Below are 24,172 nucleotides of genomic sequence, written 5' to 3'. Positions count from 1 at the left end.
GGTAGTGATTCAGGAACGGTCAGGGCCGGTGCGTGGACGGCCGGTGGCAGCGCAGCTCGTAGCTGTCGGCCCTCTCGACCCGGCCTGAGCCGTCCCGCGTGTGCGGGGCGACAATGCGCCTTTCGGCCAGCAGCACGAACACCCCCGTCGACAGCCGGTACTCGGCCAGGCCGTGCACGGCGTTGAAAACGGCGTCGGCGAGGTCGTCGGCCACGCGCGGATCCGGGCCGCCCCGCATGCGGAACTGCACCAGCACCGACGAGTCGGTCTGGTCGATGTCGTCACCGGCCTGGCCAAGGCCGTACGTGGCGATCGAGATGGCCCGCTCCGGAGCGGACGGCAACCCGCTGAGTGTGATGGCGGTCTGCGTGGGCGTGTAGATCCCCTCGGGGTGCCAGTCGCCCGCGCCCTCGTCCTCCAGGAGCTGCCCCAGGCCGGCGAGCAGCAGCCGCGTCCATCCCTGTGGCGCCGTCACCGGAACAGCTCCTTGAGTTGCTGCGCCAGGAGCGCTTGAACGGCGGACGCTTCTTCTTGCAGCGCCGTCTCCAGGTACTTCGCCTGACGTCCCGGCGCGTGCTGCCAGTCCAGGTTTTCGTGTTGAGCCACCGCGTACGGCTGGTCGTAGCTGATGGTGGCCTTCATCTCCGAGCGGTCCACGGCCGTGGCGCCGGAGTTCTGCAGGTGGCCTTCCTGGATCGGGACCCGCGTGTTCGCCACCCCCAGGACGTGCTCGGCGGCGTCTCTGAGCGCCCGCGCGGCCACAGTCTTGGTCCGCTCGTCGAACGCCGCGACTTCCATTTTGATGCTGAGGTCCATGTCGACCTCGACGTCGCGCTTCACTTCAACGCCACCTCCACATGATCAGGGGTGGGCAGGCCGCCGCCGTCGCGGACCAGCGACGTGATGGCCGTGCTCGTGCGGCCGTTGACCGTGACCCGGCTACCGGGCGGGCACACGACGCCGGGTTTGAAGTACACCGTCGTGTCGGACACGACCTCCAGGCCGTTGGCGTCCCGCACGAGCTGCCGCTTGTCATCGGCCAGGCACGGCTCACTCACCTGCGGCCCGTACACCGGCCCGTACGCGCCTTCACCGACCAGCGGCTCCACCACCGCGACATGGCGGAACATGAAGTCCGGGATGGCGGTCACCAGGTCATCACCGCGATCAGGAAACCGGCCCGCAACAGGATCGACACCGCGTCCTGCGCGTAGCGGGGCGCGGTACCGTCCTTGCTGTCCACCCTGGCCAGGCGAACAGACCCCATCGACACGTCCTTGAACGCCGACGCCGTGCCGAACTCATCGCCGACTGCGATCAGCCATGCGGCCTGCGCGCACGTCGCCTGCATCATCGCCTTCTTCAGCTCCGCGTCCAGAGCGAAGCCCTGCTCGTCGGTGTCGTAGATGGCGTTGGTCAGCAGCTCGTCAACGCGTTCCGACGCCCGCGTGAGCCGCCGGTCAATGTCGGCCGGGCCGGGCTGCCCGGCATAGTCGAGATACTCCTCAGCCGTGGCGTAGGTCGGCATGGGCTACCCCGCAGGCAGTTCAAGGACCTCGACCGTCACGCCGGCCGGGTCCGAGTAGTCCAGGTAGACCTTGCCGTTGGCCTGGTTGTAGACACCTGGCAGCGGCGGGATCAGCACGTCCCCGGTGGTCGCCGCCACCGTGTAGGTACGGTCAGGGACGGCCTGCCCCTCCACCTCGCCGGGGATCTGCACCGTGACCGTCCGCGACGCGCCGTTGCTGTTCTTCACACGGACCATGCGGCGGCCGTTGTTCGTGAACATGTGGCCGTCCGCGATGGCCGGTGTGGGCAGCGCAGCCGCCAGGTTGTGCCCGGCACGGGTCATCAGCGTGACCGGCAGATCAGCTCTCGCCATCGTCGTCCTCCTGTCCGAACTCCTTGACCAGCGACGCCTTACTGAGCGCCCTGGCGTCCTTCTCCGGCATGCCGCGAGCGACCGCGTAGGTGACCCACGCGGCCTTGTTGTCGGTGTCCAGCGGGCGGCGGGGCCGCGGAGCGCTGCTCGCGACGTCGACCGGCGCGGCGGCCGGAGCCGCGGGCAGCGGTTCGAGGTCCGGGGCCTCGTCGGAGGCGTCGATCAGTAACCAGTTCGGCAGGTGATCCAGCCGCACCGACCTGTGGTGAAGTTCGGTGATCTGCCCGGTGTTGCTGTTGCGGTAGACGAACACGCGCCCGGCCTACGGGATCACACGGAAGTCGACCTGCACGATGATCTCGGTCGGCGTACCGGCCGGGGCCGCCGCGACGACCGACAGGGTGTCGCCTGCGGCGAACGTGGCGTTCTGCAGTGCGGTGGAGCCCGCCCAGGCGTCCGTGACCGTGGCGAGGTTGGCCGCGAGCAGGTCCGAGGTGTTCTTCTTCGCGTTGACCGTTCCGCCCGAGCCGCCGACGCGGTAGGCGCGCACGGCGATGGCCGTGACTCCGACCGGCAGCCGGGTCACCACGTAGGTGCCAGCGGTGCCGGCCGCGACGCGGTACTCCTTGGTGAACGTTCGTACGTTGGCCAGGTCGACCTCTCCGGCCTTGCCGTCCACGGTGTGGGTCTTGTAACCCATCGCTGTTGTCCTTCCATGAGGTGGTGAGGAGGCCCGCCCGGGCGGGCGGGCCAGAAACAGGCCGCTAGCGTGATTGCTAGCGGGATGAGTTACGCGACGTCGGCGCCCTTGACCAGGACGGCCCTGTTGGCGTCCAGCGTCTTGGTTCCGTACAGGCAGTCGATGCTGACCACGTCTTGCTTCTTGTCGATGTCGTAATCCATCACGACACGCAGGCCGAAGCCCTTGTAGCTGGCGACGGCGGCGTTGGCCGCGCCCTGCGGCAGCACCAGCGGGCGGGTGACTAGGGCGAACGCGGTGCGGTGGAAAGCGACGCCGACCTCCGTGGTGGAGTTGCCGCTGGTCTGCGCCGGGACGTTGATGTTCTGGGTTTGATAGCCATCGAATCCGAAGATCCTTCGGCCCAGGTTCGCCTCACGCAGACCGTCCGTGTCACCACGGGCGTCCGCGCGGTGGAACAGCTCGTCGCCGAGCCACTTGGCCTCGATCTCCGGGCCGACCACGAGGTAGCGGTCCGCCGCCGGAACATTCCTCTGGTTCAGGACTCGCCTGGCGTCGATCGCCGTACGGGGGTTGCCGTACGGGAAGACGTTCGCACCGGGCGGGTTCGAAGCGAACTGGCCCGTGACGCCGACCTCCTGCAGCACGTCGTCCCGCAGAGCCAAGATGTCGCGGTCGATCTTCTGGCTGATCGCCTCCATCGCGGGGTTCAGGAGCTGCGTCCCGAAGTCCTCGATCTTGAGCGTGAGCTCCTCCGTGGTCACGGCAAAGCTGACGTCGGCGAAGTGGTTGAGCGTGACGGGGATCGAGGTTTCCTGTGCGTTCTGGATCTGGATACCGTTCGCGCGGACGTACTCGTGCGCCGTGAACGTCGCGGGCTTACGCACGTTGACGGTGTCGCCGATGCGGGCCGCGAACTCTTCCTCGTAATCCCTGTGGACCAACATCGCCATGACGGTGGTCTCGTACAGCGTCGCCAGCGCAGCGCGGGCGATCACCTGCGGGGTCAAAAACGTGTTAGCCATGGTGGGCTACTCCTTGGTGTTGGGCTTCCGGCGCCGCTGCGCCCGGAAGTCATCGGTGGTCATCTGGTCCGGATCGCTGGATCGGCCACCGGGCCCACCGGTGAACTCCCCCCCTGATCGCGCGGGCGGCCCGGACAGAGCCGCCGCCTTGAACTTCGGGTTGTCCTCGACCGCCTGCGTGATCCGCTCGGCCAAAACCGTGCCGAAGTCCTCCGCGTCGGGGTCGAGATCCTTGATGCTGCGAAGGAACGACCGGCTGTCGAGCAGCGCGTCGCCGTCCGCTCCCTGCTTGAGCGCGGCACGGTGAACACCCAGCTCGCGCAGCGCGCGGCGGTGCAGCTCCCGCTCGGCGTCACGCTCCTTGGCCGTGCTGTCTCGCTCAGTGGTGAGGCGGTCGATCATGTCCTTCGGATCGACCGGCTTCTCCTCCTCGACGATGCCGAGGGCCTTACCGATCTGCTGTGCGAGCTCCGCCTTGGCCTGAGCGGCGATCTCCTCCGGGGACGGCCCAGCCGGAACCTGCTCGGCCTGCTTCTCCTGGAGCTGCTGCCGGTACTTCACCGCGTCGGTACGAGCACGACGCAGCTCGGCCTGCGCCCACGCGGGCAGATCATCGACCTTCCGCGCGTCCGGCTTGGCCTTCTCTCCGTCGTCGGCCGGAGCCGGCTCGGGGGTGGTGTTCACCTCCGGCGCGGGGGCGCTCTGCCCGGCCCGGTCTTCGGTGGAGGTGACCTCGATCGCCTCGTCAGCCATGGATGTCTCCTTGCGAATCGGTGATGTGCCGCCCGTCCTGCGGGCTGCCGCACACCGCCCGGCCTGCGGACGGCATGAAAAAAGGCCCACCGTGGGGTGAGCCCTGATATGAGAAAGGCCCGCGCCTGGCGGGCCATAACGGAAACCAGGCCCGCACCTGGCGGGCCTGACCATGTGATCAGTAACGGACGTCCGGGTCGTCGTCTGCCTCGACCTGCGGAACAGGTGGCGGATCCCCAGACACCACGGGGGCAGGGATCAGCGACATCGCGCACAGGAACGCGGCGACCTCGTCACCGTTGCCCTGCGGCTCGTACACCGGCCCGGACGGGGTGAGCATCTGCGGGCCGTCCACGAGATCGAACATCGCAACAGCGGTCACCTCATCAGCTCTCCACTGCTGCCCGTCATGCTCAACCCATCGGGAAGAGTCGACCTCTGAATCGACACGCCAGCTCATAGCACCGCCAAAACGCCGAGAACAAACGCCTGCAACTCGTCACCAGTATCGAACCTGTGACTGGAGCGGCCGAACAGCTCCTCAACACCCGTCGAGAACACTTCGCCGCCGTCGCTGGCCGGGTCGGTGTCATACGGGCTGGTGTACGACCTGCCGGTATAGGCGTTCGCCCACTTGTCCTTGTAGGTGAACTCCGTACCGGCCGCATACCACGGGTGGATGTCATGCATGTCGGTCAGCTGCTCCAGGGTTCCACCCCGAGTCGAGCGGCGCGTTCGGTAGGTGTAGCTCATCTCGTTGACGCCCGGCACGTTCGCCTCCATCCGATGAGCCAGCTCATGCGCGGCCGTCTGGTGGCGGCGGCTGTTCATCGCCCCGTCGTAGCTAGGGTCCCGGTGCTTCGTCGGCATCGCGAGGATGTCACGGTACGGGGAGTAGAACGCCCTTTCCTTACCGGCGACCCGCAGCCCCTTGGGGGTCTTGGCGTGCCAGTCAGCGGGGTAATGCTTGGCCGCGTCGTCCAGCAGCCTCCGCCAGTCGTCCGGGGCCGCCTTGACGCCGCGGCCGTACTGCTTGCGCGTCGCCTCGTCTGCCTTGTCCGCGTCGACGGCCCCACCCATGGGGCGGAGCTTCTGCAGCAGGTCCAAGATGAGCTTCTTTTCCCGCTTCGCGACATCCCGCGTGGCTTCCTTATGCGCGAGCCTGCCCCGCAGAGACTCCGCTGTCTTGCGCAGCTCAGCGAGCTTGGCGTCGCCGTCGAACGCCTTCTGCATGTCCTTCTGCAGCGACTTGCCTGCGTCCAGCAGACGATCCAGATACCGTTCGTACGCCTTCGGCGGCAGCAGCTGCCCGTTCTTGTCCTTGCGGTAGGCGTTATCGCCAGTGCCGTGCCGCTCGGCACCCCAGTCAGTGCGGCTCGACGGCAACTCCTGCCGCGCCTTTTCGATCTTCTTGAGTGTCTGATCCGACACCCCCGAGGACGCCTTCTTGACCGACGCCAGCGCCTTCGGCTCGGTCGTCTCGTCCGGCCGGACCTTCTCCCGGCTCGACTGCCGCAGCAGGCCCGTCTTGTCCAGGTGCTCACGCATCTTCGCCTGGTACGCCTTGACGTGCTGGTCGGCAGCCTTCTTCTCCGGGCTGCCCTTGGGGGCCGCCGCCGCACGCCGCTTCCACCCGCGGATCTGCCGTTCCAGATGCCGCTGCTCCTGGGTGTCGTCGTACGTGCCGGCCGTGTCCACCTTCGGCGGTGGCTTCGTCAGCCCCGGCAGATACACCGAGAACGTGTGCTTGCAGTTCGGATGCTGAAGCCCAGCCTGGCGGGCGTCCTCAACCGTCGCCACGACTCGCACCGTGACCGGCTCGCCCGTCAGGACGTTCTTCTCCTGCCGGTCCCCGGCCGAGCCGGTCTGGGACAGCACCTTGCCCTCCCACGGCAGGCACACCGGGCACCGGTACGGGGCCCGAGACACGATCACCAGGTCACGGCCGTTGTCTCGCAGCGTCGACAGATGCCCCTCGTTCGCCGCCCGAGCCATCGCCGTCCGGGCCGCCATCTCCGCGTACGCCGAGATCGACCAGGTGCGGTCCTTGCTGTCGACGAACCCGCTGATGCCCTTCGCGGCCATCTTCTGCAATGCCGCCGTCGTCGCCTGCTGCCTGGTGATCGCGCCGGTCAACGCCAGCGGTGTCGCCTCAGCGATCACCTGCCGGTAGATGTCGTTGACCATGCGCAGCGCCCCCATGGTGAGGGGTGGCAGCAGCCCCAGCGCCTCCTTCACGAGCTGCGCCGCCCCTTGGCCCGGGGTGATGCCTTGATCCTCGCCGAGACGCCCCAACTCCTGGCGCGCCCGTTCGAAGCCGTCCTCCCACGCCTGCGTGACACCCTTGCTGAGCATCTGAGACGCGAGCTTTTCGAGATCCTTGAGGACCTTCTCCGCCTGCTCGCTGAGCTTCTTGACCTCAGCAAACCGGTTGGCGGCCTGCTGCGGCTGGGTGCCCCTCGCCGCGGCCTTGGCCAGAACCTCGAACAGATGCTCTTCAGCGTCGGCGTACATCGCGGAGATCGCATAGGCGAGCTCGACCTGCCCCTCAACGGCTTCGAGCGCATCAGCCATCGAGGTCGTCGGCCTGGTCGGGGATGATCTGGTCGGTGAACGTGGCCGGGTCCGGCACGTTCAGTCCCAACTCGTCCCGCAGCCGCTTCTTCTCCGCACCGACCTGGTCCTCATCCCATTCGGGGTGAACCATGCGGATACGGGTGTCGATGGACGCGGCCTGCGCCCGGTTCAGCAGGTCCACGGTGCGAGCCACCGACTCGGTCTCCAGGAACACGCCGTCCGGCCACTCGACCTGCGGCCTTTCAGCGGTGACCTTGCTTTTGTAGATGTAGTGGTCCACCGACAGCAGGCAGTCGCCCAGCCACGACAGGGCGGGCGTGTTGTAGCCGATCTTCCGTCCGCGTGTGGTGAGGGACTGCCGCTCACGGGAGTGAATCTCCGTCGCGGTCGCCTCGACTCCCTCCCCCGCTTCGCCGAAGCTCTGCACGGAGTAGCCGGCACCGCGAACGATCGCCGCGACGAGCGTCTTGGCGGTCTTCCAATGCTCCTCGACGCGGATCGCGAACTGCGACAAGGTGATCATGTTGCCGCTGCCGTTCGCGGGCGGCAGCATGCCGATGCCGGAGTAGATCTCCCGGTCCGGATCCCAGTACGAGCCCCGGCCCCGCCCGGTGTTCTGCAGGTACACCTCGGGCACGATGATCCGCGACTTGCCCAATCTGAGGTCACGCATCCAGGACGTGTAGGTCTCGTCCAGGGCGTCCATCAGCGGCTCAACCCCGGCGTAGTCGCTGCGGCCCAGGTTGGTGCCGCGCAACGTCCGGTGCGGGCGCATGTTCGGCACGTAGTGGACCAGCAAGCCCTTTGGATAGCCGGAATCGAATCCGCCGGAGGAGTCCACCATGTCGGCGAACCCCTCGGTCGCCGGGTGCTCCTGCAACGGCACAGGGTGGCCAAGACGACTGTCGTCCCCTTGGAACAAGCCGTGGTAGACACGCCCTTTCTCGTGCCGTTCCAGGTGCCGCCAGACGACTTTCTGGTCCTCCCCCACGACCTTCCAGAACGTCACTGCGCGCAGGCGCCCACTGTTGAACTCCGGCACCGCACTGTCGGCAGGCAGCGAGTCATATACCGGGTAGTCGGCCATCTCGGTGTCCCAGCCGACCCGCCAGTACGCGCCGCCATACGCCGAGCCCAGCTCACCGGCTTCCAGGAGCCCCGCGTAGACACTGCCTTCGTTCATGATCTGGTCGAGGCGCTTCTGTGTTTTCTTGCCCGCCGCGCGTAGCGTCGGCGGCTCCGAGAACAGCAGGTCAGCGGACTTGGCCGCGATGTCGGCGGCCAGCGGCACATGCAGCTTCGTCGACCTGCTCTGCCCAGCCGGGATCGGGCTGCCCCAGAACCAGCGGGCGATCCGGCCGACCGCGCCGCCCGCGTACTGCAGCGGCCTATCCCACCCCTTGAGGTCCAGGCCCAAGCCCGGCGACACCGCACCATTGCCGTACACCTCAGCGAGCCGGTCAGGGTCACCTGAGTACCAGGCCCCATGCTGGCCGTACAGCCTCATCTCGGCCCGCATGTGCGGAGGCGGCCACTCCTGGTCATGCGTGGGGAGCGGCATCACACCACCTCTCGTTCGTTCAGCAGCCGCCCGATTTCGATCCACCGGTCGGCGAGGTCTCCTAGCTGATCCATCAGCGGCAGGTTCGTCAGCTCTAGCTCGGCCTGCTGGAGGAGCCGCGCGGCGTTGTCCACCGCTTCATCGACAGTCACGTGGGTCTCCGTCAACTGATGGGGACAAGCCCGGCAGGAAGCACAGGCCGTTCAACCGCGCCGGTCACGCGCGCCCACGCCATGTAGGTGCCGTCCACCAAGATGACGTCGCTTCCGGGACCGATGAGGATTCGCGCCCGGACGCCGCCTCCGGAGCTGCTCGCCCACTCGGCGGGCCACCAGTCGCTCTCTTCTGGTTCGGCACCGGGATTCGTGAAGGCGATCTCGACCTGCTCCGAACCGGAAGCGCCCTTGATGGTGATGTAGACGTACGGGCGACTAAGCGACGAAACCGGCTCCACGAAATCTCCTCCTACGACGTTGTTGGGGGACCGGCAGACCATTCGGTGTGCGGCGAGGACGCGCGCCACCTTGTGGTGGGGGGCATCGCTGCCCACGCCACGAACGGCGTGCTGGCCCGAAGCGGCAGGTTCAGACGCAGGATCCGCCGGGCTGCGCCGGTTTCGACGACCAGGCCGAGCACGCCGACGAGCGGCGGCTGTGGCTGCACGGGCCGCGCGGTACCGATCTCCGTCGCGGCCGCCAGCGGCCGAACCTTGATCCGGTCGAGCGGCAGGCCCGTGCCGGCCTCGATGACCTGGGCCAGGTGTGCCCCGCGGGCGAGGCTGAGCGGCTGGGCCGTGCTGGTCTCGACGACCAGGCCGAGCGGGCGAGCCTTGGCCGGGGTGAGCGGGCGTGTTTGGCCGGTCTCGGAGACCCGACGAACTGCCGCCCAGCCGCGTAGGGGCCGCGCGTCGCCGATCTCAACGACCTGACCAGCGGTGCGAGCCTTGACCCGGACGAGCGGCGCCGGATGGCCGGTCTCAGCGACCTGGCCGAAGCCGCGGGCCTTGACCGGGTGTGCGGAGGCGACGCTACCGGTCTCTGCGGCCAGGCCCAGCGGACGCGCCTTGGCCCGGGTGAGGACGCTCACCGTGCTGGTCTCGACGACCTGGCCCAGCGTGCGGGTCTTCGTCCGGGTGAGTGGCTGCGGGTGGCCGGTCTCCACGACCTGCCCAGCGGTCGGGCCTGCCTGCGTAGCTCTGCGGGCGAGGATAGGGCGGCCGGGAAGTGCTCGACCTAAGCGCGGCATCGCTCACCCCTCTTCACCATGAGGCGACGCGATGCGCGGCCGTCGAGCCGCCCACAGGCCGGCGGGGGCGCAACGAAACCGTGGACGCGGCCGGGCCGATCTTCGTTGGGCTGACGGCGACGTCGTCGACGAAGTAGTTCCGCAGGTGGAACTCGGCAGTGTAGGGTTTTCCGCCGCCCGGCCAGCTGATGGTTGAACTCGTGACGTATTCGTCGTGGTCGGCGGATTCCGCATCCAGGTAGAGCCAGAGCTCCGCTGTGCCGTTGCCGCTGGAGTTGATGGTGTAGCGCCATTCCAGGCGTACCCATTGACCGGCTGGTGCGCCTACGGTGCCCGCTACCGCCAAGGGCGACGTGTTGCCCGCGTAGATCGAGCAGTGCCCATCGGCGAACATCCACGTCTTAGACACGATGCCTGTTGGTCCCAGCAGCGCGAAGACGGGCACTGTTCCGCTCAGAGGCGCCGCCAGGTAGAGGTACATGCGCGCGCAGAACACGTCAGCGGGTGATTCAAGGCTCGCCCAGTCGACGTGAGTGTCCGCGCCGGGGGTGGCAGCCACGACCGACAGGCCGCTCTCCCCGCGAGTTGGCGTCGCGGCGTAGCGTGACGTGCCGACGAGTTTGTCGAACGCGGTTCCGCTGCTGCCGCCGGAGTTGCCGGTAGTGAGGTCCGTTCCGCTGGTGCCGCCGTTGAACGAGTTACTCAGACCTGTCAGCGGCTGTAGCTGAAATACCAGGTCGTCGATGTACGCGCCGTCGTTACCTGCGGACGTAGACGAGTCCTTGGTATAGCGGAACGTGACCTGCGTGGCGCCCGACAGGTTAAGTACAGCTGACTGCGTCCAGCCGATCTCACCCGAGACCGAAAGCCGTTCTACACCGCCGATGATGACCTTGAAAAAGTCATACCCGGCCTCAGAGGAAACCGAGTACCAGAACTGCAGGGTGGTGGCCCGGGGCGGGACGGTGAAGACGACGTCAGCGGTTTGGCCGTCGCCGATGTCACCGTTTGTGAAGCACCAGGAGCCGGTGCGTGCGCGGGAATCGGTCCAGCCCCAGTTCCCCGACCACGTCAAGCCGAGCGGGCTGGACTCGAAGCCTTCGGTTATGGGCATGGCAGTCGCCCTCCGTTCAGGCCCGCTCGACCTGCAGGCCCGCGCTGATGTTCACGCCCGCCGCGAACTTCGCCCGCAGCACGAACCCCGCACCCGGTGCGCAGTCCGGGGTGTCGCCGAGCGGGATGTCGTACAGGGCCGTGCCGCCGTTGGGCGACAGCGGCCAGGAGTCGAGCACGGTCAGCACGGTCGGCTCCGTCGTCCACGACGCCGCGGCGAGGAATCCCGGGGCGATGACGCGGCCGTAGAGCTGCTGTGGAGTCACCACCGTGGCGTAGGCCATGGAGGCGGCCGGCGCGTTGGTCGCGAACGTTGCCACGCACAACTCGATGTCGCCCGGTACGCCGGACGCGGAGATGCCGTACAGGCCGACCCGGAGCTTCTTCAAATCCAAGCCGAACGTGGACGGGGCGAGCACGCCGAGGATGCTTTTCGCGGTGTTGGCGATGAGCGCGGTCGACGCGGGCATGAGCGCGGAGTATCCGGTCTTGGCCATCAGACCGCCCGGAAGAAACCGCTGGGGTCAACCTGGGCGACCACATTCGAGCCGTCCGGGTTGATGGGAAAATCATGCGAGGTGAGTGGCACGATCGCCGAGTCCGCCGAGCCGGTCGCCGGACGGTAGCACACCAGGATCTTCGACCAGTTACTGCCCGCCTGCACGTTGGCCCACGTCTGGTCGGGCAGCGCCAGGTCGACCCAGTCGTTGACGTCATCAGGCACCACGGCGGTCAGGTCGGCGGCCGCCAGGACCTTACGGCTGTAGCCGACGTTGGTTGCTTCGTCGGTGCTGCCGGACAGGACATCGGCGAGCGTGTCCTTGTCCTTCAGGACGGCGTCGGTTTCGACGTTCGCGGCGGCCAGAGCGACCAGGATCAGGGCGCTGTTGACGGGGTCGCTGGTCTTGACCCGGTTGTACAGCTCGACAGCGCGGCCCTTACTGACGTTGAACTGAAAGTCGGCCATGTCCCTCCTTGGACGAGGTCGGGAAAGAAGGTGGGTGGTCCCGGCCTGCCGCCGCCCCTCAACGACGGCAGACCGGGCCCACCGGGGCTCGACGCGCTGCGGAAGGTCAGCGCGGAGCGGCCCGCACTCCACCGAGTGCGGGGTTCATCCCGCCAGCGTTTCCGCTGGCGTTAGTAGTTCGGCACGGGTTCCAGCAGAGGCATCCATGCGGCTTGCGTGGTGTGCAGGATGTACCGGCCCGCGTCCAGGGAGTGGTCATCCACCTTGATAGGGGCGTCGTCCCCTTTCTCCGCCTTCCGGTCGTCCCAGGAGTAGGAGCCGATCTCACCGAGCCAGCCATGGCAGGACCGGTGCACCCGCAGGTGGTCGGCCCCGATGAGATTGGAGACGGTGCGGATCCCGTCGAGGACCGCGTTGTCACCAAGCTGCGGCAGCAGCCCGTCATGGTGGAGCTGGGTGACGAAGCTGGCCGCGCTGGGGTCGACGATGATCCAGTCCGGGCGTACACCCCTGGTGCCGGCGCCGTAGGTGTCGGGGATGTTGTCCAGCCAGTCGCCGACCTTCGCGGAGTATTCGGCGTCGGTGAGCTGGCGGCGCTCCATCCGGGAGTCCCATCGCCACTCCGACACCAGGTAGACGCGGCGCTGCCCGTCCCGGTCGGGGGTGGAGACCCCGGCGAGGATCGCGGAGAACGGGTTGACGGTGCCGTAGTCGATCCCCACGCCCAGCCAGCGTTCCATGAGCGGCAGCGAGTCGACGATCATGCGGTCGGGGTCCCACATGTCGAAGATCGCGCCTTCGGCCATGCACCATTCGCCGAGGACGTACCGGCGGTACCACAGGCCGGTGTACTCCGACTTGAGGTTGGCGACGTACACGGGGTCGAGGGCCGGGTTGTCGTCGAGGGTGAAGTGCCACCACTTCAGGTCCAGCTCATGCGAGCGGAGCAGAAACCTCTTCCGCAGCCAGTGGTTCGGCGCGTCCGGGTTCGTCGTCGCGAAGATCATCGATCCGGTGACCGAGCAGCGCGCCAGGAGCTGATCCCAGAACGACTCGGGGATCAGCGTCGCCTCGTCCACGTACGCGCCCGCGCAGGTGAGGCCCCTCAGCCGGGACTCGGCGCGGACGTCGTTCGCGGAGATGATCTCCACGCGGCGGCCGAGGATGTTGGCCGTGGGAGCGCCTCTGGTGAAGAAGATCCGGCGGGCGATCGGCCCCGTCAAGCTGGGGTCCATCAGCGGCTCGAACACATTTCTCGCGACGGTGTCACTCGTCTTGCCGACGATGACCAGGTGTCCGCCGCGCGGTGCGGTCGCCACGTACATCAGCCACCTGAGCAGGGACGCGATGGTCTTCCCGGACCGCACCGATCCCGTCCAGATGTTGATGCGGGCCGTGGATTCGGCGATGCTGCGTTCCTGCGCAGGCGACAGTGTGACAAGCGCCAGTTTGCTCACTGGCCGTCCTCGCCGGCCTCGATGGCGTCCACCACGTCCACCGTGATCCCGGCGGGGACATGCCGGGCCTGCATCTGCGCGAACAGCGACCCGAGCAGCGACACCACATCGCCGTTCTCGCTGCCATTGCGGTTGAGCAGGTCCAGACCCAGCAGGCTGCAACGGCGCGCGATCAGCCTCTCGGCCTGCTCGACAGCCTTCACGTCGCCCTGCAGCGCCTTGGCCCAGACCGCGGCCATGAGCCGGTCGAGCCGGTCGATCTCGATCTGCAGGAGCTGTTCCGACGCGAGATGTTCGGCCTTGGCCGCCTTCTGCATCGCGCGGGTGATGTCCTTGACGGCGGCGGCTGAGGAGGCATAGCCGAGGGTTTCCGCGATGATCGTGGGACTGATGCCCGCAGTGCGCATCTGGACGGCCTTGGCTCTACGCTCAGCGACGACGGTGGCTGACGCTCGTCGCCTGCTGGAGACCATGAGGGGACCCCCGTTTCTAGATCGACAGATGGAGGAGAGATGCAGCCAAAGGAAACGCAAGCGGTACCGCTTGCATTAGTGATCGAGATCGAGCATGAGTTCGAGCACATCGATGACTGGCCAGCCGGAGTGGAGGTCCCCACCGGCAGGTCGTGGTTCCGCTGCTCGTGCGGGTTCCGCGTCGAGGACGAGTTCGGGGGGCCGCTGCCCACCGCGACCGTCACCGAGCAGGGCAACGACCACGTCAGGACGGACCATCCGGAGGTGGCGAGGTGACCGTGCTGGGGTGGCTTCGCGCCACGATTGAGACGGAGAAGACCAGCGGCGCCGACCGGGACACGACCGCCCGGTGTGAAGCGGAGCTCGCTGAGCTGGACGTGATCGAAGCGATCCCGCATGAGCGCGTCGACGGCGACGAGTGGTTCTCCTGCGCGCAGGCCCGCGACGAGGACGGTGAGCTGAGCTGCTACAACGACGACCGCAGAGGCGAGCCGTGTGACTGCGGCCGAGACGCCCTGGTGGATCGGCTGATCCGGATCAAAGCATCTGGTTACCGCTATCGCCCTGGCTGGCAGGAAGAGTGGGCTCGGTGACGCTGGACGACTTCTACGATGTGGGTCCGCGAAGGTCATCCGGCTGGTCGGTGGCCCGAACGACGGCGAACGCGTCGAGATCGGCCATCGTGAGTGGCCCGACCTGTGGCGGATGCCGAGGGAACCGAGCCCTGTCTTCATGCTGGTCTCACCTGAAGACGAACCGGGTCTGACGCCCCTCCCCAGGCACCCGGCGTACCAGCGCACGGGGTCGATCAGCGACCGGGGCGAGCGGACCTACCGCTACATCGGTGACCTCTGACCCGCACCAGATGTGCAAGACGAGCTGGGAGCCCTTCACTACCTGGCCGAGCCGCATGTCCGGGCCGACCAGACGGGTGTGGTCGTCGTCATCGAGCAGCCCGGCGTCGACCAGGCCGTCAACGGCGGCTTTCGCGCTGGGGTACCAGTTGCCCGGGTCGCGGCGGCGCCGGTCGACGGGCCGCAGCTCCCCGATCACGTACACCCGGTCGAAGTGGGGCACGCCGAGCTTCGCCGCGGCGTCGTGTCCGGCCTCGCGCAGGGCCTTCGTCAGCTTCGCCTTCGCCATCGGGTGAAGGCGCTGATTGCTGTTCAGCAGGGTCATCCCGACCGGCAGCTCCACCGTCCAGTCCGGGGGCGGGCGCTGATCGAACCACACCGGGCGCCTCCTCCCCTGGTCACTGTGCGGACGCGAACGCCCCGATCACCGCCCAGGAATGCCATCTGAACAGGACCTCTGGGGCGTGCCAGCCCGCCATGGTGATGTCCTGCATCGTCGTGGCCTGCGGGTAGGGCCGAAGCACGCCACGTAGCGCGCGGGCCTTCGCCCGGATCGCCGAGTCGCTGATGCCGTGCTCCGCCTTGTAGTCGTGCGCTACGTCGATGGCGATCTCAGCCCACCGGGAGTCGACCGGCCGGATCTTCTCCGCGACGATCAGCGCGCCCGTCTCCTGTGAGTGCGCGCAGGCCAGGCGCAGCGCGTCCAGCCGTTCCTTCCATGAGAGGAACTGCAGCGTGAACAGGCACAGCGTCAGGTCCGCGTTCGCGTGCGCGAGCGGCGCTTCCTGGATGCGGGTCGTGTGGAAGGTGACATCGTGCTCACCGTCGAGTTTGCGCAGCGCGATCTCAGCCTGGCTGAGCATCGCGGGCTGCTCGTCGTACAGCGCGAACCGGATGCCCCGGCCTGGGTGCCGTTTCAGGATGCGCTGGGCCGTGATGCCCGTGGACGCGCCGAGGTCGGCTACCAGGCCGCCGGCCGGAACGAGCCAGTCCGTGGTTTCGGCGACCAGGTCCTGAATCACGTCGTAGTGCGGCACGGACGCGCGGACGTGGTCGTCGAACACTTCGGCCACGTGGCTGGTGAACTCCCACCCGCCAGCGTCGAACTGGTGGGCAATGTCGCTGTCTTCGTTCATGGTTTGCTCCGGACGATGCGCCGGTACTCGGCCCGGTAGAACCGGCCCGGATCGGGCAGCACGTGGGTGATCGCGGTCTTCAGGCCGAGCCCGTCCTGGAAGGCGACCTTTGGTCGGCGGACCACCGAGTCGGGCAGCAGTCCGGCGTAGGCGTACTGCAGGACGGCTTTCGGGAGGGCCTTACCGTTCGCGACGGCGTGCTGGGGCAGGCTCAGGGCGAGGTCGACAAGGTCAGGGTCGCAGAACGGAAGGCGGCCTTCCACGCTGTGTGCCATGAACGTCTTGTTCACACGCGGGAAGTTCTTCCTGCTCTGAGCGGCCATCAGGTCACGCCGGTAGATGTGCCAGTCGGTCGTCTGCAGGGCATGGTAAGCGAACCCGTAGGACGCCCACAGCTCGTCGGACCCCTCACCGGAGTACGTCACTTTGAAGCCGTCGCCGCGCATCGCTTCAGCCAAGCGCAGGCACGCCCATCCGATCTCGATCTGCGCTTTGTATGGCATCTCGACCGTGGCCACGACGCGCGCCAGGTCGTCAGCGGTGGGCACCGGCACGTCGACCTCAACCAGGCGGATGCCGAGCTGCTCGGCCGTCTCACGCGCACACCGCAGATCCCGCGACTTGGGGTCGAGGCGCGCGGTGTAGGCGACCAGGCCCGGCCGGTGCTGGACCAGCTCGTACGTGATCGCGGCCGAGTCGATTCCGCCGGACAGCAGCGAGCACACAGGCACGTCCGAGATCAGGCGCCGCCGTACGGCACGCGCCAGCGCCGACTTCAGCATGACGCTGGCCTTCGCGAGGTTCGACGCCACCGGGGCGCACCCCTGCTTGTGGTAGCGCGTCCACGTGATGCCCGCCCGGCTGATCTCCGCCCAGCAGCCCGCGGGGACATCGGCCACGTTGTTCTCCGTCACCGGCCGGCCGAGCGCGGTGAACGCTTTCAACTCCGACGCCACCGCGACCGGCTGGGCCAGGTGCAGGTGCAGCGGAATCTCGCCGTGCCGGTCACGAGCCACATGGAGCACACCTGGATGCCGCTCATCGGCCCACGCCACGGCGAACATGCCGTTGACCATGGGGAGCGTCACGGCCGGGCCGAGCATGTTCAGCGCGGCCGCGAAGACCTCCGTGTCGCCGGTCGTCGCCCAGGTCCGGCCCGGGTCGGCCCGCTCGACCGCCAGCCGCAAGTCAGCAGCGTTGTAGATCTCACCGTTGTACGCGATCGTCACCGGCCCGTCGCGGAACGGCTGGTCGGACCGGTCACCGGGGTCCTGGATCGCGAGCCGCGTGTGCGCGAGCGTCACGCCCGCCACCGTGACGGTTGCCGCCGCGTCCGGCCCACGGTGGGAGAGCCGGGCGGCGGCCGACATCAGATCCGCCGCCCCGAGGATCGCCGCTACTCCGCACATGACGCCTCCGCGTCCCGCAGCGGCACGAGGATCTGGTCTCGGACCACCCCGGCGATCCTGGCCATCATCGGCGGCGGCACCGCCCGGCCGACCCGCTCCCAGCGCCGCGCGTAGTTCCCGGTGAGCACGAAGTCGTCGGGGAACCCGCCGAGCCTGCGCAGCTCCGGAATCGTCAGGTAACGCGGGTGGGTCGGGTGGGTGAGCGCGGCCGTGCCCGCCGTTCCGGCCCGGGCCAAGATGGCTGGCGCGGCCTGGTCGAAGCTGAGCCGCTTCAAGTTGAGCCGCTCCGTGTGGCCCTCCCCCGGCCTGAGTTGCCTCCACAGCGGCTCGATCGAGTAGCCCCGGATACTGATCGGATACCCCGTCTCAGGGTCGGTGGCGAGATCGTCGAACGCGCCCGGCAGGTCCCCGACAGCTTCCCGAACGGTGTAGCAGTACGGCTCCGGAGCAGGGTGGACAGGCTCAAGGCCCAGGTCCTCGCGGACACCGACGAAGATGATCCGCAGCCGCCTCTGCGGGACACCGAGCCACTGAGCGTCCAGCAGCCGGGCCGTCACGCGGTAACCGGCATCGCGCAGCGTCTTGAGGATCCGCTTGAAGTAGCCCTTCGCCGTCCCCGTGACCAGGCCCGCGACGTTCTCGGCGACGAACGTGCGCGGCTGCAGGTCCCGCACCAGCCGGGCGAACTCGAAGAACAGGTCGTCGACGCGTTGCTGGGTGTCGGAGTAGATCTTGACTGTGCCCCAACCGGCCTCACGCTTGCCCGACGTGGAGAACGCAGCGCACGGCGGGGAGCCGTCCATCAGGTCGATCTCACCGACGCTCAGGCCCGTCGCGGCCAGGATCTCAGCAGCCGTCACCTCGCGGATGTCGCGCGTGTCGAGCACCGTGTACGGTGCGGCGTTCGCCCGGTACGTTTCGGCGGCCGCGGGGATGAACTCCGACGCCCACCGCATCCGGAACCCGGCCATCCGGTAGCCGAGCGAGGAGCCGCCGCAGCCGGAGAACGTCGACACCGCGTTGAAGCCGTTCCACGGGATGGCAGCGATCTCCGCCATGGACGGGATCCGGTACGACGGCTTGCTCACTTGGGCTTCCCGCTCCATTCGTAGCTGCACGAGGGGCAGCGGTAGTCCACGTCGATCGCCTCGTCGAACGAACGGAACTCCTCGGGCGGCTGTGCCTGCGGCATGGACTGCTCGTCGTCGTCGGCCAGTGCCGCGCTCAACTCCGCGTCCAGGTCCGCCAGGTCGTCGGCGGTGTAGCCGGTGACCGCGAGCAGCGCCGCGTCGGCCTGCTGGATGCTGAGCAGGGACTCGGCCAGCATGGTTTTGTCCCAGCCGCCTTTCTCACCGGTCCGGTTGTTCGCGACGAGGTACGCCTCAGCGTCCGCGTCGGACCGGGACGACCAGCCGCGCACGATCGGCACCAGCCACGTACCGTCTTCGCCGAGGTGGATGCCCTCCGGGGGGCTCTTGCCCTCCTCGACCATCGCCATCAGGACTTCCTTGCGGCCGTGACCGACTACGAGCCGGCCGGTACGCTCGTCGACCTCTCCCGCGACGATGCAGCCGAACAGCTCGATGGAGGCGCGGATCGAGGGCAGGTCGTGGTCCTTGGCGTTGCGCAGCGCGGACGGGATGTCCGGCAGCGGCATGTACTCGATGCGGCGTTGCGTCATCAGCTCTCCGTCCGAGGGGTGTCGGTCGTGGACATGGCGCGGACGATCGCATGGAACATGTGGCCTTTGACGCGCTGCTCGTCGGGCAGGTCCTCGTACGCCATGAGGCAGGGGTGCGTCTTGATGTTCGCGTTCTTGTCCGGGCCGTACGTCCACCCGGCGGCGAATTTCGTCTTACACCACGTCTCGTGGAGTTCCTGCGGGGTGGCTCCGCCCAGGGCGGCTTCGACGCCCACGGCTACGTGCTTGCGCTGCCAGGCCGGGGCGGTGTCCCAGTGCGGGGACGGCACGGGGTCGCCGTGCGCGATCTGCAGGACACGGTTCGCTTCGTGGCACACGCGGGCGATCGTCTCCAGGTACGCCTTCATCGCGCTCATCGGTTGTCGCCCTCCTCCGCGGCCTTCGGCCGGTAGTCGTACCGGGTGCGCTGCTCGGCCACGGTGGCGCTGATCTGCGCGCAGGCGGCCGTCACCCACAGGTTGTTCGTGACGGCGTCGTCAGCCACCGCGACCGCGGCCGACGTGATGCCACCGCTCTTGCCGTCGTGCCGGTGCCGTACGGGAATCGGCCGATCGGACTCCCACTCGACGGACCACGACATGGCCGGGCGGCGAGACTTCGGCCGTCCGAACCGCTCCCGCTTCAGGCGCAGCTGCACCTGGTAGGAGTCGCCCTCCGGCAAGTGCACCCACGCGAGCTCGGGGCCGGCGGCGTTGGTGTAGGCGTACCGTTTCGGCCCGAACAGGCGTTCGGCCAGGTCCAGGTTGACCGACCCCTCCCACCATTTCGGCTGGTCACGGGACCAATGCCCCTGCCGTGCCCACAGCTTCCAGTGCAGCTGCCACCCGTCCAGGAGCACGCCGATCTGCCGGGTTTCGTAGCCGGTCGGGATGAGGCGCCGCTGCAGCCACTGGCCGAACCCCTCGGTTTGGACGGAGAACCAGAACAGCGGGTTGATCGAGATGCGGAACGCCAGCGTGTCCTCGTCACCGGCGGCGCCGATGTCGAGGCCAATGTGCAATAGGCCGTGGTGGCGGCCGAGGATCATCTGCCCGCTGATCGAGCCGGTCGGGCGGGCAGGCCAGGCGCCGGGCGGGCTCGGCACGTGATGCGGGACCTGGGGCATGGCCTTGCGGAAAGACGTGACGAACCGGGCGGACGGGCCGTCCTTCCAGATCGGCTCGGTGTATGGCTCGCCGATCGCCCACTCGTCCGGGTCGAGGTTGCCGTGTGGGTCGGGGCGAACCCCGCAGCGGTCGCACACCACCCAGCGGCGCGCGTCCAGGCCGCGCTTGTGAGGGCCGTACCCGTCGACCACCGGCCGGTGGCCGAACAGGCGACAGGCCAGGATGAGGCGGGGCAGATCGTCGAGCCACCAGCCACGGTTGACCGGCACGCCGGTTTCGTGGTCGTGGTGCTTGTAGTTGGTGGTGTGCCAGCGCAAGGGGGCCTTCCAAAGGGGTGAGGGGTGGTGCCCGGTCCGGCACGTTTTCCGCGCTGCCCCCTACAACGCAGGGCCGCGCCGGACCGGGGGCATGGGGAAGGCCCCGGTCCGTGACGGTTCCGGGGCCTTCGACTTTTGAGCGTCTGAGAGCGTTTCTAAGCAAGATCGCCGCTGAGGGATCCAGGGCTACGCGGAGGGTTGCGAACGTCCGTCACGCGCAAGCTCAGCGACTCACATGTGCACTGTCGCTAGCACTTTGACATGCGGGTTCCACACTGACGACCAGAGTATGCACTGTTGTCAAGTCGCCGCAACCCGGCACGCCCTCACCCGCCCGCGGGGCGGCTCCACACCATCCGCGTCGGTCCCTCGCACGACGTCTGCGGGATGTAGCGCCACTCGTCCGCACTGCGCCCGCCCTGCCGCGCCCACACATCCGGGCTGTCCGCGCCGCCGGGGAACAGGTTCTGGATCGGCCAAAACGCCTTCGGCTGCCACTTCCTGTCACCGTCGTACGGGCCGCCGACGAACAGCAGTTCACGTTCCATGTTGAGATTCGGCATTTTCGTTTCCTTCCTCACAGGCCAAGACCTGCGGTTGCGTTGTCTGCCCACTGGTCGACGATCCGCATGTACTCGTACAGCACCCGCGAATTCGGCGACCAACCACCCTGCTGAGCGATGGTTTTCGCGTCATGCCCGGCCCGGCGGGCCTCCGTGGCCAGGCCGGAGCGCGCCCCGTGCGCCGTCAGGCGGGGCAGGCCCGCCCGCACGGACGCTTCCGACCACACGTTCCCGACCGCCTGCGCAGACATGCCGCCCAGCACCTGGCCGTGCCGGTTCACGCGCCGGAACGCCGGCCCGTCCGGGGCCAGCTCCACCGCTTGTGCCCACGCCTGCCATGCCCGCACCGGGCACGTCAGCGGATGCGTGCCCCGCGCCACAGCGGGGCTACGCGGCGTCGTCTTGGCGTAGCGGATCTGCACCACCAGGCCCTCCGGGTGTACCGCCACATCCCGGGTCAGGAGGTTCGCCACCTCCGCCCGTCGTCCGGCGATACCGAACCCGACCAGCAGGATCGCCCGATCCCGCACCCCCTTCAAGGTGTCCGGCAGCGCCGCGGACATCTTCCGCAGAGCGGCCACCGTCACCGGAGCCGCTTTGCCTCGACCGCGCTGCTCCCCCAACTCGGCGACCTCCCGGGCGAACTGGTCGAGCGCGAGCCGCGCCCCGTCAAGAGCGTCCTGCGGCACCGTCACACCCCGGTCCCGCAGCGACACAACCACGCCGTACAGGCGACGCGACGCCGTCGACAAGGCCAGACCGGCCCGCTGGTGCCACAGGACGAACCCGACGAACGACCCGATCGTCGCGGCCTCCAGCGGGATACCGATCGTGGTGGTGTACTGCTCCCACGCCTTCCAGTCGCTGCTGTAGGAGCGGGCGGTGTTCGCCTTCCGGGTGACGTGCTGCGCGGCGGCCTCGTCCAGCGCGGCCAGCCGCACCCACAGATCGCCGTCCCGGGCGGGCAGCAGCTCGCCGCCGCCGTGGAGCTCCAGCTCGGTCATCGGCGCTCACGTCTCGGCCACTCGTCGGGGCTACGGTTCCACACCCGCCACCACGGCGCCGAAACCCGGTACCTCTCAGCGACGCGGCGCAGCTCGACAAGGCGGCGCTTGTGCCTGTGGTCAGCGCGGACAAGCGCAGCCACGACCAGGACGACAACCACGGTGCATGCCGCCAAGAACACGTCCATCACTCCCCCGCCTCCTCGTCGACGAACATCCCCTTGGCGCGCTCGACCATCAGGTCAAGCCGCACTCTGCCTTTCGGGTCCTGGCCGTACGGCCAATACGCCGACCCGTACGCCGGATACGACCACTGCCGGTCCACGACCCGGAACAGTCCCACCCCGGCCAGGTTGACCAGGTCCCCGATCTGGGGCGGCATCGCCGTGGGCAGGTCATCCCCAGGCTCAACCAGCTGGTCAAGATGGGTGTACCGGAAACCGCCGCGTACGCCGGGCTCACGCAGGTAGAAGACGCACTGAGCGAACGTGAACGCCTTCACTCGCCCGCCTCCTTGTCGTCGATCAGCTTGGCCAACTCAGCCAGCAGCTCCTCCGGGTCCCGCAGGTGCTCGGCCGGGGCCGTGTCCACGAAAAACTCCTGGTACAGCACCTCCGCGTACCGCCAAATCACCTCGTTGTCCTGGCCGACGTCCCACCACTGCTGCACGACGTTCTCCGCGCCCGAGTAGGACACGTCGTAGTAGCAGCGGTCACCGGGCACGAACTTGCACAGGTCCTCACGCGGCTCCTGGCCCACCTGGTAGGGGAACGGGGCGTGGTAGGCGACCCCACCGCCGTGCCAACCGCCCGTCTCCCGCCAGAAGACGGCGGCCCCTTCTGGGGGGCTCATCAGCATCACATCGACCGTGCCGTGCTCCCCCTGCAGCAGGTAGTGGACCACGCCGGACCGGCCAGTCTCGCCCCCGTCGTTCATGACCTCGCGCGTGAACAGGCTCTCGCTCATCGGTCGTCACCGTCCTTAGCGTCACGGAGCGGCGACTTGATCTCCCACACCCGGTACACCTCGACGCCGCGCTCCTCCAGCAGCCGCCACACCTCCTGCTCCCGGCCCTCAGGGATGAACAGGGCAGCCTGCCACGGCTTCGCGTCCGGGGCACGTCCAGTGCGGGCGGGCTCGATGCGGGCCTCCTCCGCGATACGCCGCGCCTCGTCGTAGGTGACCTTCTGCGTCGCTTCGTGGCGGGCGGAGCGGTCGGTCTCCCGGACGACGAAGTCGGGCATACGTACCTTGCGGTTCAGCTGCCTGACGGCTCTGACCAGCTCCACCACCGGGCGGTGGGCCAGCTCCTCCTGGATCCGGTTGAGGACACCGGTCGCTCGCACAGTGGTCGACGGGGCCCGGCCGATCTCGCCCTCCATGACGAGCAGGTCCACCGTGTCGACGCCATCGAAGCCGCGGTACGGCTGGGCTGCGGGCGCGACGCTTTCGGGTGGCAGCGCCAGGAGCGCACAGTGGCCGCGCTGGGACAGTGCCGCATGCGCTGCGCGAACCCTGTCGGGATTCCAATGCAAGACCCGAACGTAGAACTCGCGGCCGATCAGGTGGAAGGTGTCGGGGGCGAAGCCGTCCTGGAGCAGGTGCTCGCGGGCGGCGGCGACAGTCACGCCGTCGTAGTCGAAGCCGTACATCGGCTTGTCGCTCATGAAGGTCTCCATGTCGGGTGGTGAGGGGAAGCCCCCGGCGCGCGGGCCGGGGGCCGGGAAAGGTCAGGCGGGCTGGTCGGCGGTGGCCACGAACTCCTGGCGGCCAGTGTCCCAGCGCAGCAGTCCGCGGGCCGCCTCCCGGTAGAGGCGGTTCAGGTCGTGCGTAGCGCCGGGGTGGTCCCGGTCGCAAGACATCCAGCCCTCCCCCGGGGCGAGGCGGACCCAGTAGCCCAGCCGCTCGCACTCGGCTTCGCCGGGCCACCGGCCGGTCCAGTACGAGAACACCTCGGCGCCGTGGTGCTGGGTGCACGAGCGGCGTTGGATGCCGCACACCGGGCAGCGCGCCAGGTCGCACTCCGGGTGGTGAGGCTGGCCGGCGTCCACCCGGCAGTCAGGGCAGCGCGGCATCAGCGGATCACGTCCGTGATGAGAGCGAGCAGCTCGGTGGAGGAGTCCGCGGGCAGGTGCCCCTCGGCGGCGAGGTAGTTGATGTGGCCCTCCTCGTCCAGCCAGGTGAGGATGCTCTCCGCCGTCCAGTCGGGGTGGATCGCGCGGGAGGTGAGGGCGAGGTCGCGCAGGGACAGGAAGTCGCCTTCGCCGTCGAGGTCGATGAGCGGCGTGTGGAACGTCGCGCGCAGGGAGTCGATCATGGGGTTTGCCT

36 protein-coding genes are annotated in these 24,172 nt (G+C 68.3%); 2 read left to right on the top strand and 34 right to left on the bottom strand.

Annotation, left to right across the window (positions count from 1 at the left end):
• Positions 1 to 19 precede the first annotated feature (19 nt).
• The 20 genes from AB0K21_RS22080 to AB0K21_RS21985 form a co-directional block, all read right to left on the bottom strand.
• Positions 20 to 475: a minor capsid protein gene (locus AB0K21_RS22080; protein ID WP_364152601.1), complete on the bottom strand. Its 456-nt coding sequence runs from the start codon at positions 473 to 475 to the stop codon at positions 20 to 22.
• Entirely contained in the window at positions 472 to 840 is a 369-nt protein-coding gene (locus tag AB0K21_RS22075) for a hypothetical protein (protein ID WP_364152598.1), read from the bottom strand. Before AB0K21_RS22075 ends, AB0K21_RS22080 begins: the two co-directional genes overlap by 4 nt.
• Entirely contained in the window at positions 837 to 1,151 is a 315-nt protein-coding gene (locus tag AB0K21_RS22070; RefSeq protein WP_364152595.1) for a hypothetical protein, read from the bottom strand. The genes AB0K21_RS22075 and AB0K21_RS22070 overlap by 4 nt, the downstream gene beginning before the upstream one ends.
• Positions 1,148 to 1,528, bottom strand: a complete 381-nt coding sequence (locus AB0K21_RS22065) for a hypothetical protein (protein ID WP_364152592.1) — start codon at positions 1,526 to 1,528, stop codon at positions 1,148 to 1,150. Before AB0K21_RS22065 ends, AB0K21_RS22070 begins: the two co-directional genes overlap by 4 nt.
• Before the next feature lie 3 nt (positions 1,529 to 1,531).
• Positions 1,532 to 1,882: a hypothetical protein gene (locus AB0K21_RS22060; RefSeq protein WP_364152589.1), complete on the bottom strand. Its 351-nt coding sequence runs from the start codon at positions 1,880 to 1,882 to the stop codon at positions 1,532 to 1,534.
• On the bottom strand, positions 1,869 to 2,195 hold the full coding sequence (locus AB0K21_RS22055) for a hypothetical protein (RefSeq protein WP_364152586.1): 327 nt from the start codon (positions 2,193 to 2,195) through the stop codon (positions 1,869 to 1,871). The genes AB0K21_RS22060 and AB0K21_RS22055 overlap by 14 nt, the downstream gene beginning before the upstream one ends.
• 9 nt (positions 2,196 to 2,204) lie before the next feature.
• Positions 2,205 to 2,582 carry a hypothetical protein gene (locus AB0K21_RS22050; RefSeq protein WP_364152583.1) on the bottom strand — a complete coding sequence of 126 codons (378 nt, stop codon included), beginning with the start codon at positions 2,580 to 2,582 and terminating at the stop codon, positions 2,205 to 2,207.
• 89 nt (positions 2,583 to 2,671) lie between these two features.
• Positions 2,672 to 3,607, bottom strand: coding sequence for a P22 phage major capsid protein family protein (locus AB0K21_RS22045; protein WP_364152580.1), 936 nt, complete (start codon positions 3,605 to 3,607; stop codon positions 2,672 to 2,674).
• 6 nt (positions 3,608 to 3,613) lie between these two features.
• Positions 3,614 to 4,360: a hypothetical protein gene (locus AB0K21_RS22040; RefSeq protein ID WP_364152577.1), complete on the bottom strand. Its 747-nt coding sequence runs from the start codon at positions 4,358 to 4,360 to the stop codon at positions 3,614 to 3,616.
• Between the two features lie 178 nt (positions 4,361 to 4,538).
• Positions 4,539 to 4,742 carry a hypothetical protein gene (locus tag AB0K21_RS22035; RefSeq protein WP_364152574.1) on the bottom strand — a complete coding sequence of 68 codons (204 nt, stop codon included), beginning with the start codon at positions 4,740 to 4,742 and terminating at the stop codon, positions 4,539 to 4,541.
• A gap of 74 nt (positions 4,743 to 4,816) precedes the next feature.
• Positions 4,817 to 6,934, bottom strand: a complete 2,118-nt coding sequence (locus AB0K21_RS22030) for a phage minor capsid protein (RefSeq protein WP_364152571.1) — start codon at positions 6,932 to 6,934, stop codon at positions 4,817 to 4,819.
• Positions 6,927 to 8,498: a phage portal protein gene (locus tag AB0K21_RS22025; RefSeq protein ID WP_364152568.1), complete on the bottom strand. Its 1,572-nt coding sequence runs from the start codon at positions 8,496 to 8,498 to the stop codon at positions 6,927 to 6,929. Before AB0K21_RS22025 ends, AB0K21_RS22030 begins: the two co-directional genes overlap by 8 nt.
• The gene (locus AB0K21_RS22020; protein WP_364152565.1) at positions 8,498 to 8,650 is read right to left on the bottom strand and encodes a hypothetical protein; all 153 of its coding nucleotides are present in this window, start codon (positions 8,648 to 8,650) and stop codon (positions 8,498 to 8,500) included. The genes AB0K21_RS22025 and AB0K21_RS22020 overlap by 1 nt, the downstream gene beginning before the upstream one ends.
• An 11-nt stretch (positions 8,651 to 8,661) precedes the next feature.
• Positions 8,662 to 8,952: a hypothetical protein gene (locus AB0K21_RS22015; protein WP_364152562.1), complete on the bottom strand. Its 291-nt coding sequence runs from the start codon at positions 8,950 to 8,952 to the stop codon at positions 8,662 to 8,664.
• Positions 8,953 to 8,963: 11 nt separating this feature from the next.
• A complete protein-coding gene (locus AB0K21_RS22010) occupies positions 8,964 to 9,659 on the bottom strand; it encodes a hypothetical protein (protein ID WP_364152559.1) in 696 nt (231 codons plus the stop codon).
• Between the two features lie 97 nt (positions 9,660 to 9,756).
• Positions 9,757 to 10,857 carry a hypothetical protein gene (locus AB0K21_RS22005; RefSeq protein ID WP_364152556.1) on the bottom strand — a complete coding sequence of 367 codons (1,101 nt, stop codon included), beginning with the start codon at positions 10,855 to 10,857 and terminating at the stop codon, positions 9,757 to 9,759.
• A 16-nt stretch (positions 10,858 to 10,873) separates the two neighbouring features.
• A complete protein-coding gene (locus AB0K21_RS22000; protein WP_364152553.1) occupies positions 10,874 to 11,353 on the bottom strand; it encodes a hypothetical protein in 480 nt (159 codons plus the stop codon).
• The gene (locus AB0K21_RS21995; protein WP_364152550.1) at positions 11,353 to 11,823 is read right to left on the bottom strand and encodes a hypothetical protein; all 471 of its coding nucleotides are present in this window, start codon (positions 11,821 to 11,823) and stop codon (positions 11,353 to 11,355) included. The genes AB0K21_RS22000 and AB0K21_RS21995 overlap by 1 nt, the downstream gene beginning before the upstream one ends.
• A 170-nt stretch (positions 11,824 to 11,993) precedes the next feature.
• A complete protein-coding gene (locus AB0K21_RS21990; RefSeq protein ID WP_364152547.1) occupies positions 11,994 to 13,280 on the bottom strand; it encodes a PBSX family phage terminase large subunit in 1,287 nt (428 codons plus the stop codon).
• Positions 13,277 to 13,687: a hypothetical protein gene (locus AB0K21_RS21985; protein ID WP_364152544.1), complete on the bottom strand. Its 411-nt coding sequence runs from the start codon at positions 13,685 to 13,687 to the stop codon at positions 13,277 to 13,279. The genes AB0K21_RS21990 and AB0K21_RS21985 overlap by 4 nt, the downstream gene beginning before the upstream one ends.
• A 144-nt stretch (positions 13,688 to 13,831) precedes the next feature.
• Between AB0K21_RS21985 and AB0K21_RS21980 the strand changes: the two genes are divergently transcribed.
• Together AB0K21_RS21980 and AB0K21_RS21975 are read left to right on the top strand one after the other, a co-directional pair.
• Positions 13,832 to 14,029 carry a hypothetical protein gene (locus AB0K21_RS21980; protein WP_364152541.1) on the top strand — a complete coding sequence of 66 codons (198 nt, stop codon included), beginning with the start codon at positions 13,832 to 13,834 and terminating at the stop codon, positions 14,027 to 14,029.
• On the top strand, positions 14,026 to 14,346 hold the full coding sequence (locus AB0K21_RS21975) for a hypothetical protein (RefSeq protein WP_364152538.1): 321 nt from the start codon (positions 14,026 to 14,028) through the stop codon (positions 14,344 to 14,346). Before AB0K21_RS21980 ends, AB0K21_RS21975 begins: the two co-directional genes overlap by 4 nt.
• Positions 14,347 to 14,494: 148 nt before the next feature.
• Here AB0K21_RS21975 and AB0K21_RS21970 read toward each other — a convergent pair whose 3' ends face one another.
• The 14 genes from AB0K21_RS21970 to AB0K21_RS21905 form a co-directional block, all read right to left on the bottom strand.
• Positions 14,495 to 14,986 carry a hypothetical protein gene (locus AB0K21_RS21970; RefSeq protein WP_364152535.1) on the bottom strand — a complete coding sequence of 164 codons (492 nt, stop codon included), beginning with the start codon at positions 14,984 to 14,986 and terminating at the stop codon, positions 14,495 to 14,497.
• 19 nt (positions 14,987 to 15,005) lie between these two features.
• A complete protein-coding gene (locus AB0K21_RS21965) occupies positions 15,006 to 15,743 on the bottom strand; it encodes a methyltransferase domain-containing protein (protein ID WP_364152532.1) in 738 nt (245 codons plus the stop codon).
• On the bottom strand, positions 15,740 to 17,152 hold the full coding sequence (locus AB0K21_RS21960; protein WP_364152529.1) for an asparagine synthetase B: 1,413 nt from the start codon (positions 17,150 to 17,152) through the stop codon (positions 15,740 to 15,742). The genes AB0K21_RS21965 and AB0K21_RS21960 overlap by 4 nt, the downstream gene beginning before the upstream one ends.
• Positions 17,140 to 18,240, bottom strand: a complete 1,101-nt coding sequence (locus tag AB0K21_RS21955; RefSeq protein ID WP_364152526.1) for a DNA cytosine methyltransferase — start codon at positions 18,238 to 18,240, stop codon at positions 17,140 to 17,142. Before AB0K21_RS21955 ends, AB0K21_RS21960 begins: the two co-directional genes overlap by 13 nt.
• Complete coding sequence (locus tag AB0K21_RS21950) at positions 18,237 to 18,833, bottom strand: hypothetical protein (protein ID WP_364152523.1); 597 nt, start codon at positions 18,831 to 18,833, stop codon at positions 18,237 to 18,239. Before AB0K21_RS21950 ends, AB0K21_RS21955 begins: the two co-directional genes overlap by 4 nt.
• Entirely contained in the window at positions 18,833 to 19,210 is a 378-nt protein-coding gene (locus AB0K21_RS21945; protein ID WP_364152520.1) for a RyR domain-containing protein, read from the bottom strand. Before AB0K21_RS21945 ends, AB0K21_RS21950 begins: the two co-directional genes overlap by 1 nt.
• The gene (locus AB0K21_RS21940) at positions 19,207 to 20,277 is read right to left on the bottom strand and encodes a hypothetical protein (protein ID WP_364152517.1); all 1,071 of its coding nucleotides are present in this window, start codon (positions 20,275 to 20,277) and stop codon (positions 19,207 to 19,209) included. The genes AB0K21_RS21945 and AB0K21_RS21940 overlap by 4 nt, the downstream gene beginning before the upstream one ends.
• 326 nt (positions 20,278 to 20,603) lie before the next feature.
• Positions 20,604 to 20,840, bottom strand: coding sequence for a hypothetical protein (locus AB0K21_RS21935; RefSeq protein WP_364152514.1), 237 nt, complete (start codon positions 20,838 to 20,840; stop codon positions 20,604 to 20,606).
• A 14-nt stretch (positions 20,841 to 20,854) separates the two neighbouring features.
• Positions 20,855 to 21,844, bottom strand: coding sequence for a tyrosine-type recombinase/integrase (locus AB0K21_RS21930; RefSeq protein WP_364152511.1), 990 nt, complete (start codon positions 21,842 to 21,844; stop codon positions 20,855 to 20,857).
• 187 nt (positions 21,845 to 22,031) lie between these two features.
• Positions 22,032 to 22,346, bottom strand: a complete 315-nt coding sequence (locus AB0K21_RS21925; protein ID WP_364152508.1) for a hypothetical protein — start codon at positions 22,344 to 22,346, stop codon at positions 22,032 to 22,034.
• Positions 22,343 to 22,810 carry a hypothetical protein gene (locus tag AB0K21_RS21920; RefSeq protein ID WP_364152505.1) on the bottom strand — a complete coding sequence of 156 codons (468 nt, stop codon included), beginning with the start codon at positions 22,808 to 22,810 and terminating at the stop codon, positions 22,343 to 22,345. Before AB0K21_RS21920 ends, AB0K21_RS21925 begins: the two co-directional genes overlap by 4 nt.
• Positions 22,807 to 23,511 (bottom strand): hypothetical protein, encoded by a 705-nt coding sequence (locus AB0K21_RS21915; protein ID WP_364152502.1) that lies wholly within the window; start codon positions 23,509 to 23,511, stop codon positions 22,807 to 22,809. Before AB0K21_RS21915 ends, AB0K21_RS21920 begins: the two co-directional genes overlap by 4 nt.
• A 63-nt stretch (positions 23,512 to 23,574) precedes the next feature.
• Entirely contained in the window at positions 23,575 to 23,919 is a 345-nt protein-coding gene (locus AB0K21_RS21910) for a hypothetical protein (RefSeq protein WP_364152499.1), read from the bottom strand.
• Positions 23,919 to 24,161 (bottom strand): hypothetical protein, encoded by a 243-nt coding sequence (locus AB0K21_RS21905; RefSeq protein WP_364152496.1) that lies wholly within the window; start codon positions 24,159 to 24,161, stop codon positions 23,919 to 23,921. Before AB0K21_RS21905 ends, AB0K21_RS21910 begins: the two co-directional genes overlap by 1 nt.
• Between the last annotated feature and the right edge of the window lie 11 nt (positions 24,162 to 24,172).

Source organism: Streptosporangium sp. NPDC049248 (assembly GCF_040678965.1).
Taxonomy (GTDB): Bacteria; Actinomycetota; Actinomycetes; order Streptosporangiales; family Streptosporangiaceae; genus Streptosporangium; species Streptosporangium fukuiense.
Note: the sequence above shows the minus strand (reverse complement) of the source record. Positions and strands in the feature narration are given on the sequence as shown.

What these genes read in the sequence shown, in the direction of transcription:
- AB0K21_RS22065 (WP_364152592.1), bottom strand. Translation starts at nt 1,528, where the DNA reads ATGCCGACCTACGCCACGGCTGAGGAGTATCTCGACTATGCCGGGCAG.
- AB0K21_RS22060 (WP_364152589.1), bottom strand. Translation starts at nt 1,882, where the DNA reads ATGGCGAGAGCTGATCTGCCGGTCACGCTGATGACCCGTGCCGGGCAC.
- AB0K21_RS22050 (WP_364152583.1), bottom strand. Translation starts at nt 2,582, where the DNA reads ATGGGTTACAAGACCCACACCGTGGACGGCAAGGCCGGAGAGGTCGAC.
- AB0K21_RS22045 (WP_364152580.1), bottom strand. Translation starts at nt 3,607, where the DNA reads ATGGCTAACACGTTTTTGACCCCGCAGGTGATCGCCCGCGCTGCGCTG.
- AB0K21_RS22040 (WP_364152577.1), bottom strand. Translation starts at nt 4,360, where the DNA reads ATGGCTGACGAGGCGATCGAGGTCACCTCCACCGAAGACCGGGCCGGG.
- AB0K21_RS22030 (WP_364152571.1), bottom strand. Translation starts at nt 6,934, where the DNA reads ATGGCTGATGCGCTCGAAGCCGTTGAGGGGCAGGTCGAGCTCGCCTAT.
- AB0K21_RS22025 (WP_364152568.1), bottom strand. Translation starts at nt 8,498, where the DNA reads ATGCCGCTCCCCACGCATGACCAGGAGTGGCCGCCTCCGCACATGCGG.
- AB0K21_RS22005 (WP_364152556.1), bottom strand. Translation starts at nt 10,857, where the DNA reads ATGCCCATAACCGAAGGCTTCGAGTCCAGCCCGCTCGGCTTGACGTGG.
- AB0K21_RS22000 (WP_364152553.1), bottom strand. Translation starts at nt 11,353, where the DNA reads ATGGCCAAGACCGGATACTCCGCGCTCATGCCCGCGTCGACCGCGCTC.
- AB0K21_RS21995 (WP_364152550.1), bottom strand. Translation starts at nt 11,823, where the DNA reads ATGGCCGACTTTCAGTTCAACGTCAGTAAGGGCCGCGCTGTCGAGCTG.
- AB0K21_RS21985 (WP_364152544.1), bottom strand. Translation starts at nt 13,687, where the DNA reads ATGCGCACTGCGGGCATCAGTCCCACGATCATCGCGGAAACCCTCGGC.
- AB0K21_RS21965 (WP_364152532.1), bottom strand. Translation starts at nt 15,743, where the DNA reads ATGAACGAAGACAGCGACATTGCCCACCAGTTCGACGCTGGCGGGTGG.
- AB0K21_RS21960 (WP_364152529.1), bottom strand. Translation starts at nt 17,152, where the DNA reads ATGTGCGGAGTAGCGGCGATCCTCGGGGCGGCGGATCTGATGTCGGCC.
- AB0K21_RS21950 (WP_364152523.1), bottom strand. Translation starts at nt 18,833, where the DNA reads ATGACGCAACGCCGCATCGAGTACATGCCGCTGCCGGACATCCCGTCC.
- AB0K21_RS21945 (WP_364152520.1), bottom strand. Translation starts at nt 19,210, where the DNA reads ATGAGCGCGATGAAGGCGTACCTGGAGACGATCGCCCGCGTGTGCCAC.
- AB0K21_RS21935 (WP_364152514.1), bottom strand. Translation starts at nt 20,840, where the DNA reads ATGCCGAATCTCAACATGGAACGTGAACTGCTGTTCGTCGGCGGCCCG.
- AB0K21_RS21930 (WP_364152511.1), bottom strand. Translation starts at nt 21,844, where the DNA reads ATGACCGAGCTGGAGCTCCACGGCGGCGGCGAGCTGCTGCCCGCCCGG.
- AB0K21_RS21920 (WP_364152505.1), bottom strand. Translation starts at nt 22,810, where the DNA reads ATGAGCGAGAGCCTGTTCACGCGCGAGGTCATGAACGACGGGGGCGAG.
- AB0K21_RS21915 (WP_364152502.1), bottom strand. Translation starts at nt 23,511, where the DNA reads ATGAGCGACAAGCCGATGTACGGCTTCGACTACGACGGCGTGACTGTC.
- AB0K21_RS21910 (WP_364152499.1), bottom strand. Translation starts at nt 23,919, where the DNA reads ATGCCGCGCTGCCCTGACTGCCGGGTGGACGCCGGCCAGCCTCACCAC.
- AB0K21_RS21905 (WP_364152496.1), bottom strand. Translation starts at nt 24,161, where the DNA reads ATGATCGACTCCCTGCGCGCGACGTTCCACACGCCGCTCATCGACCTC.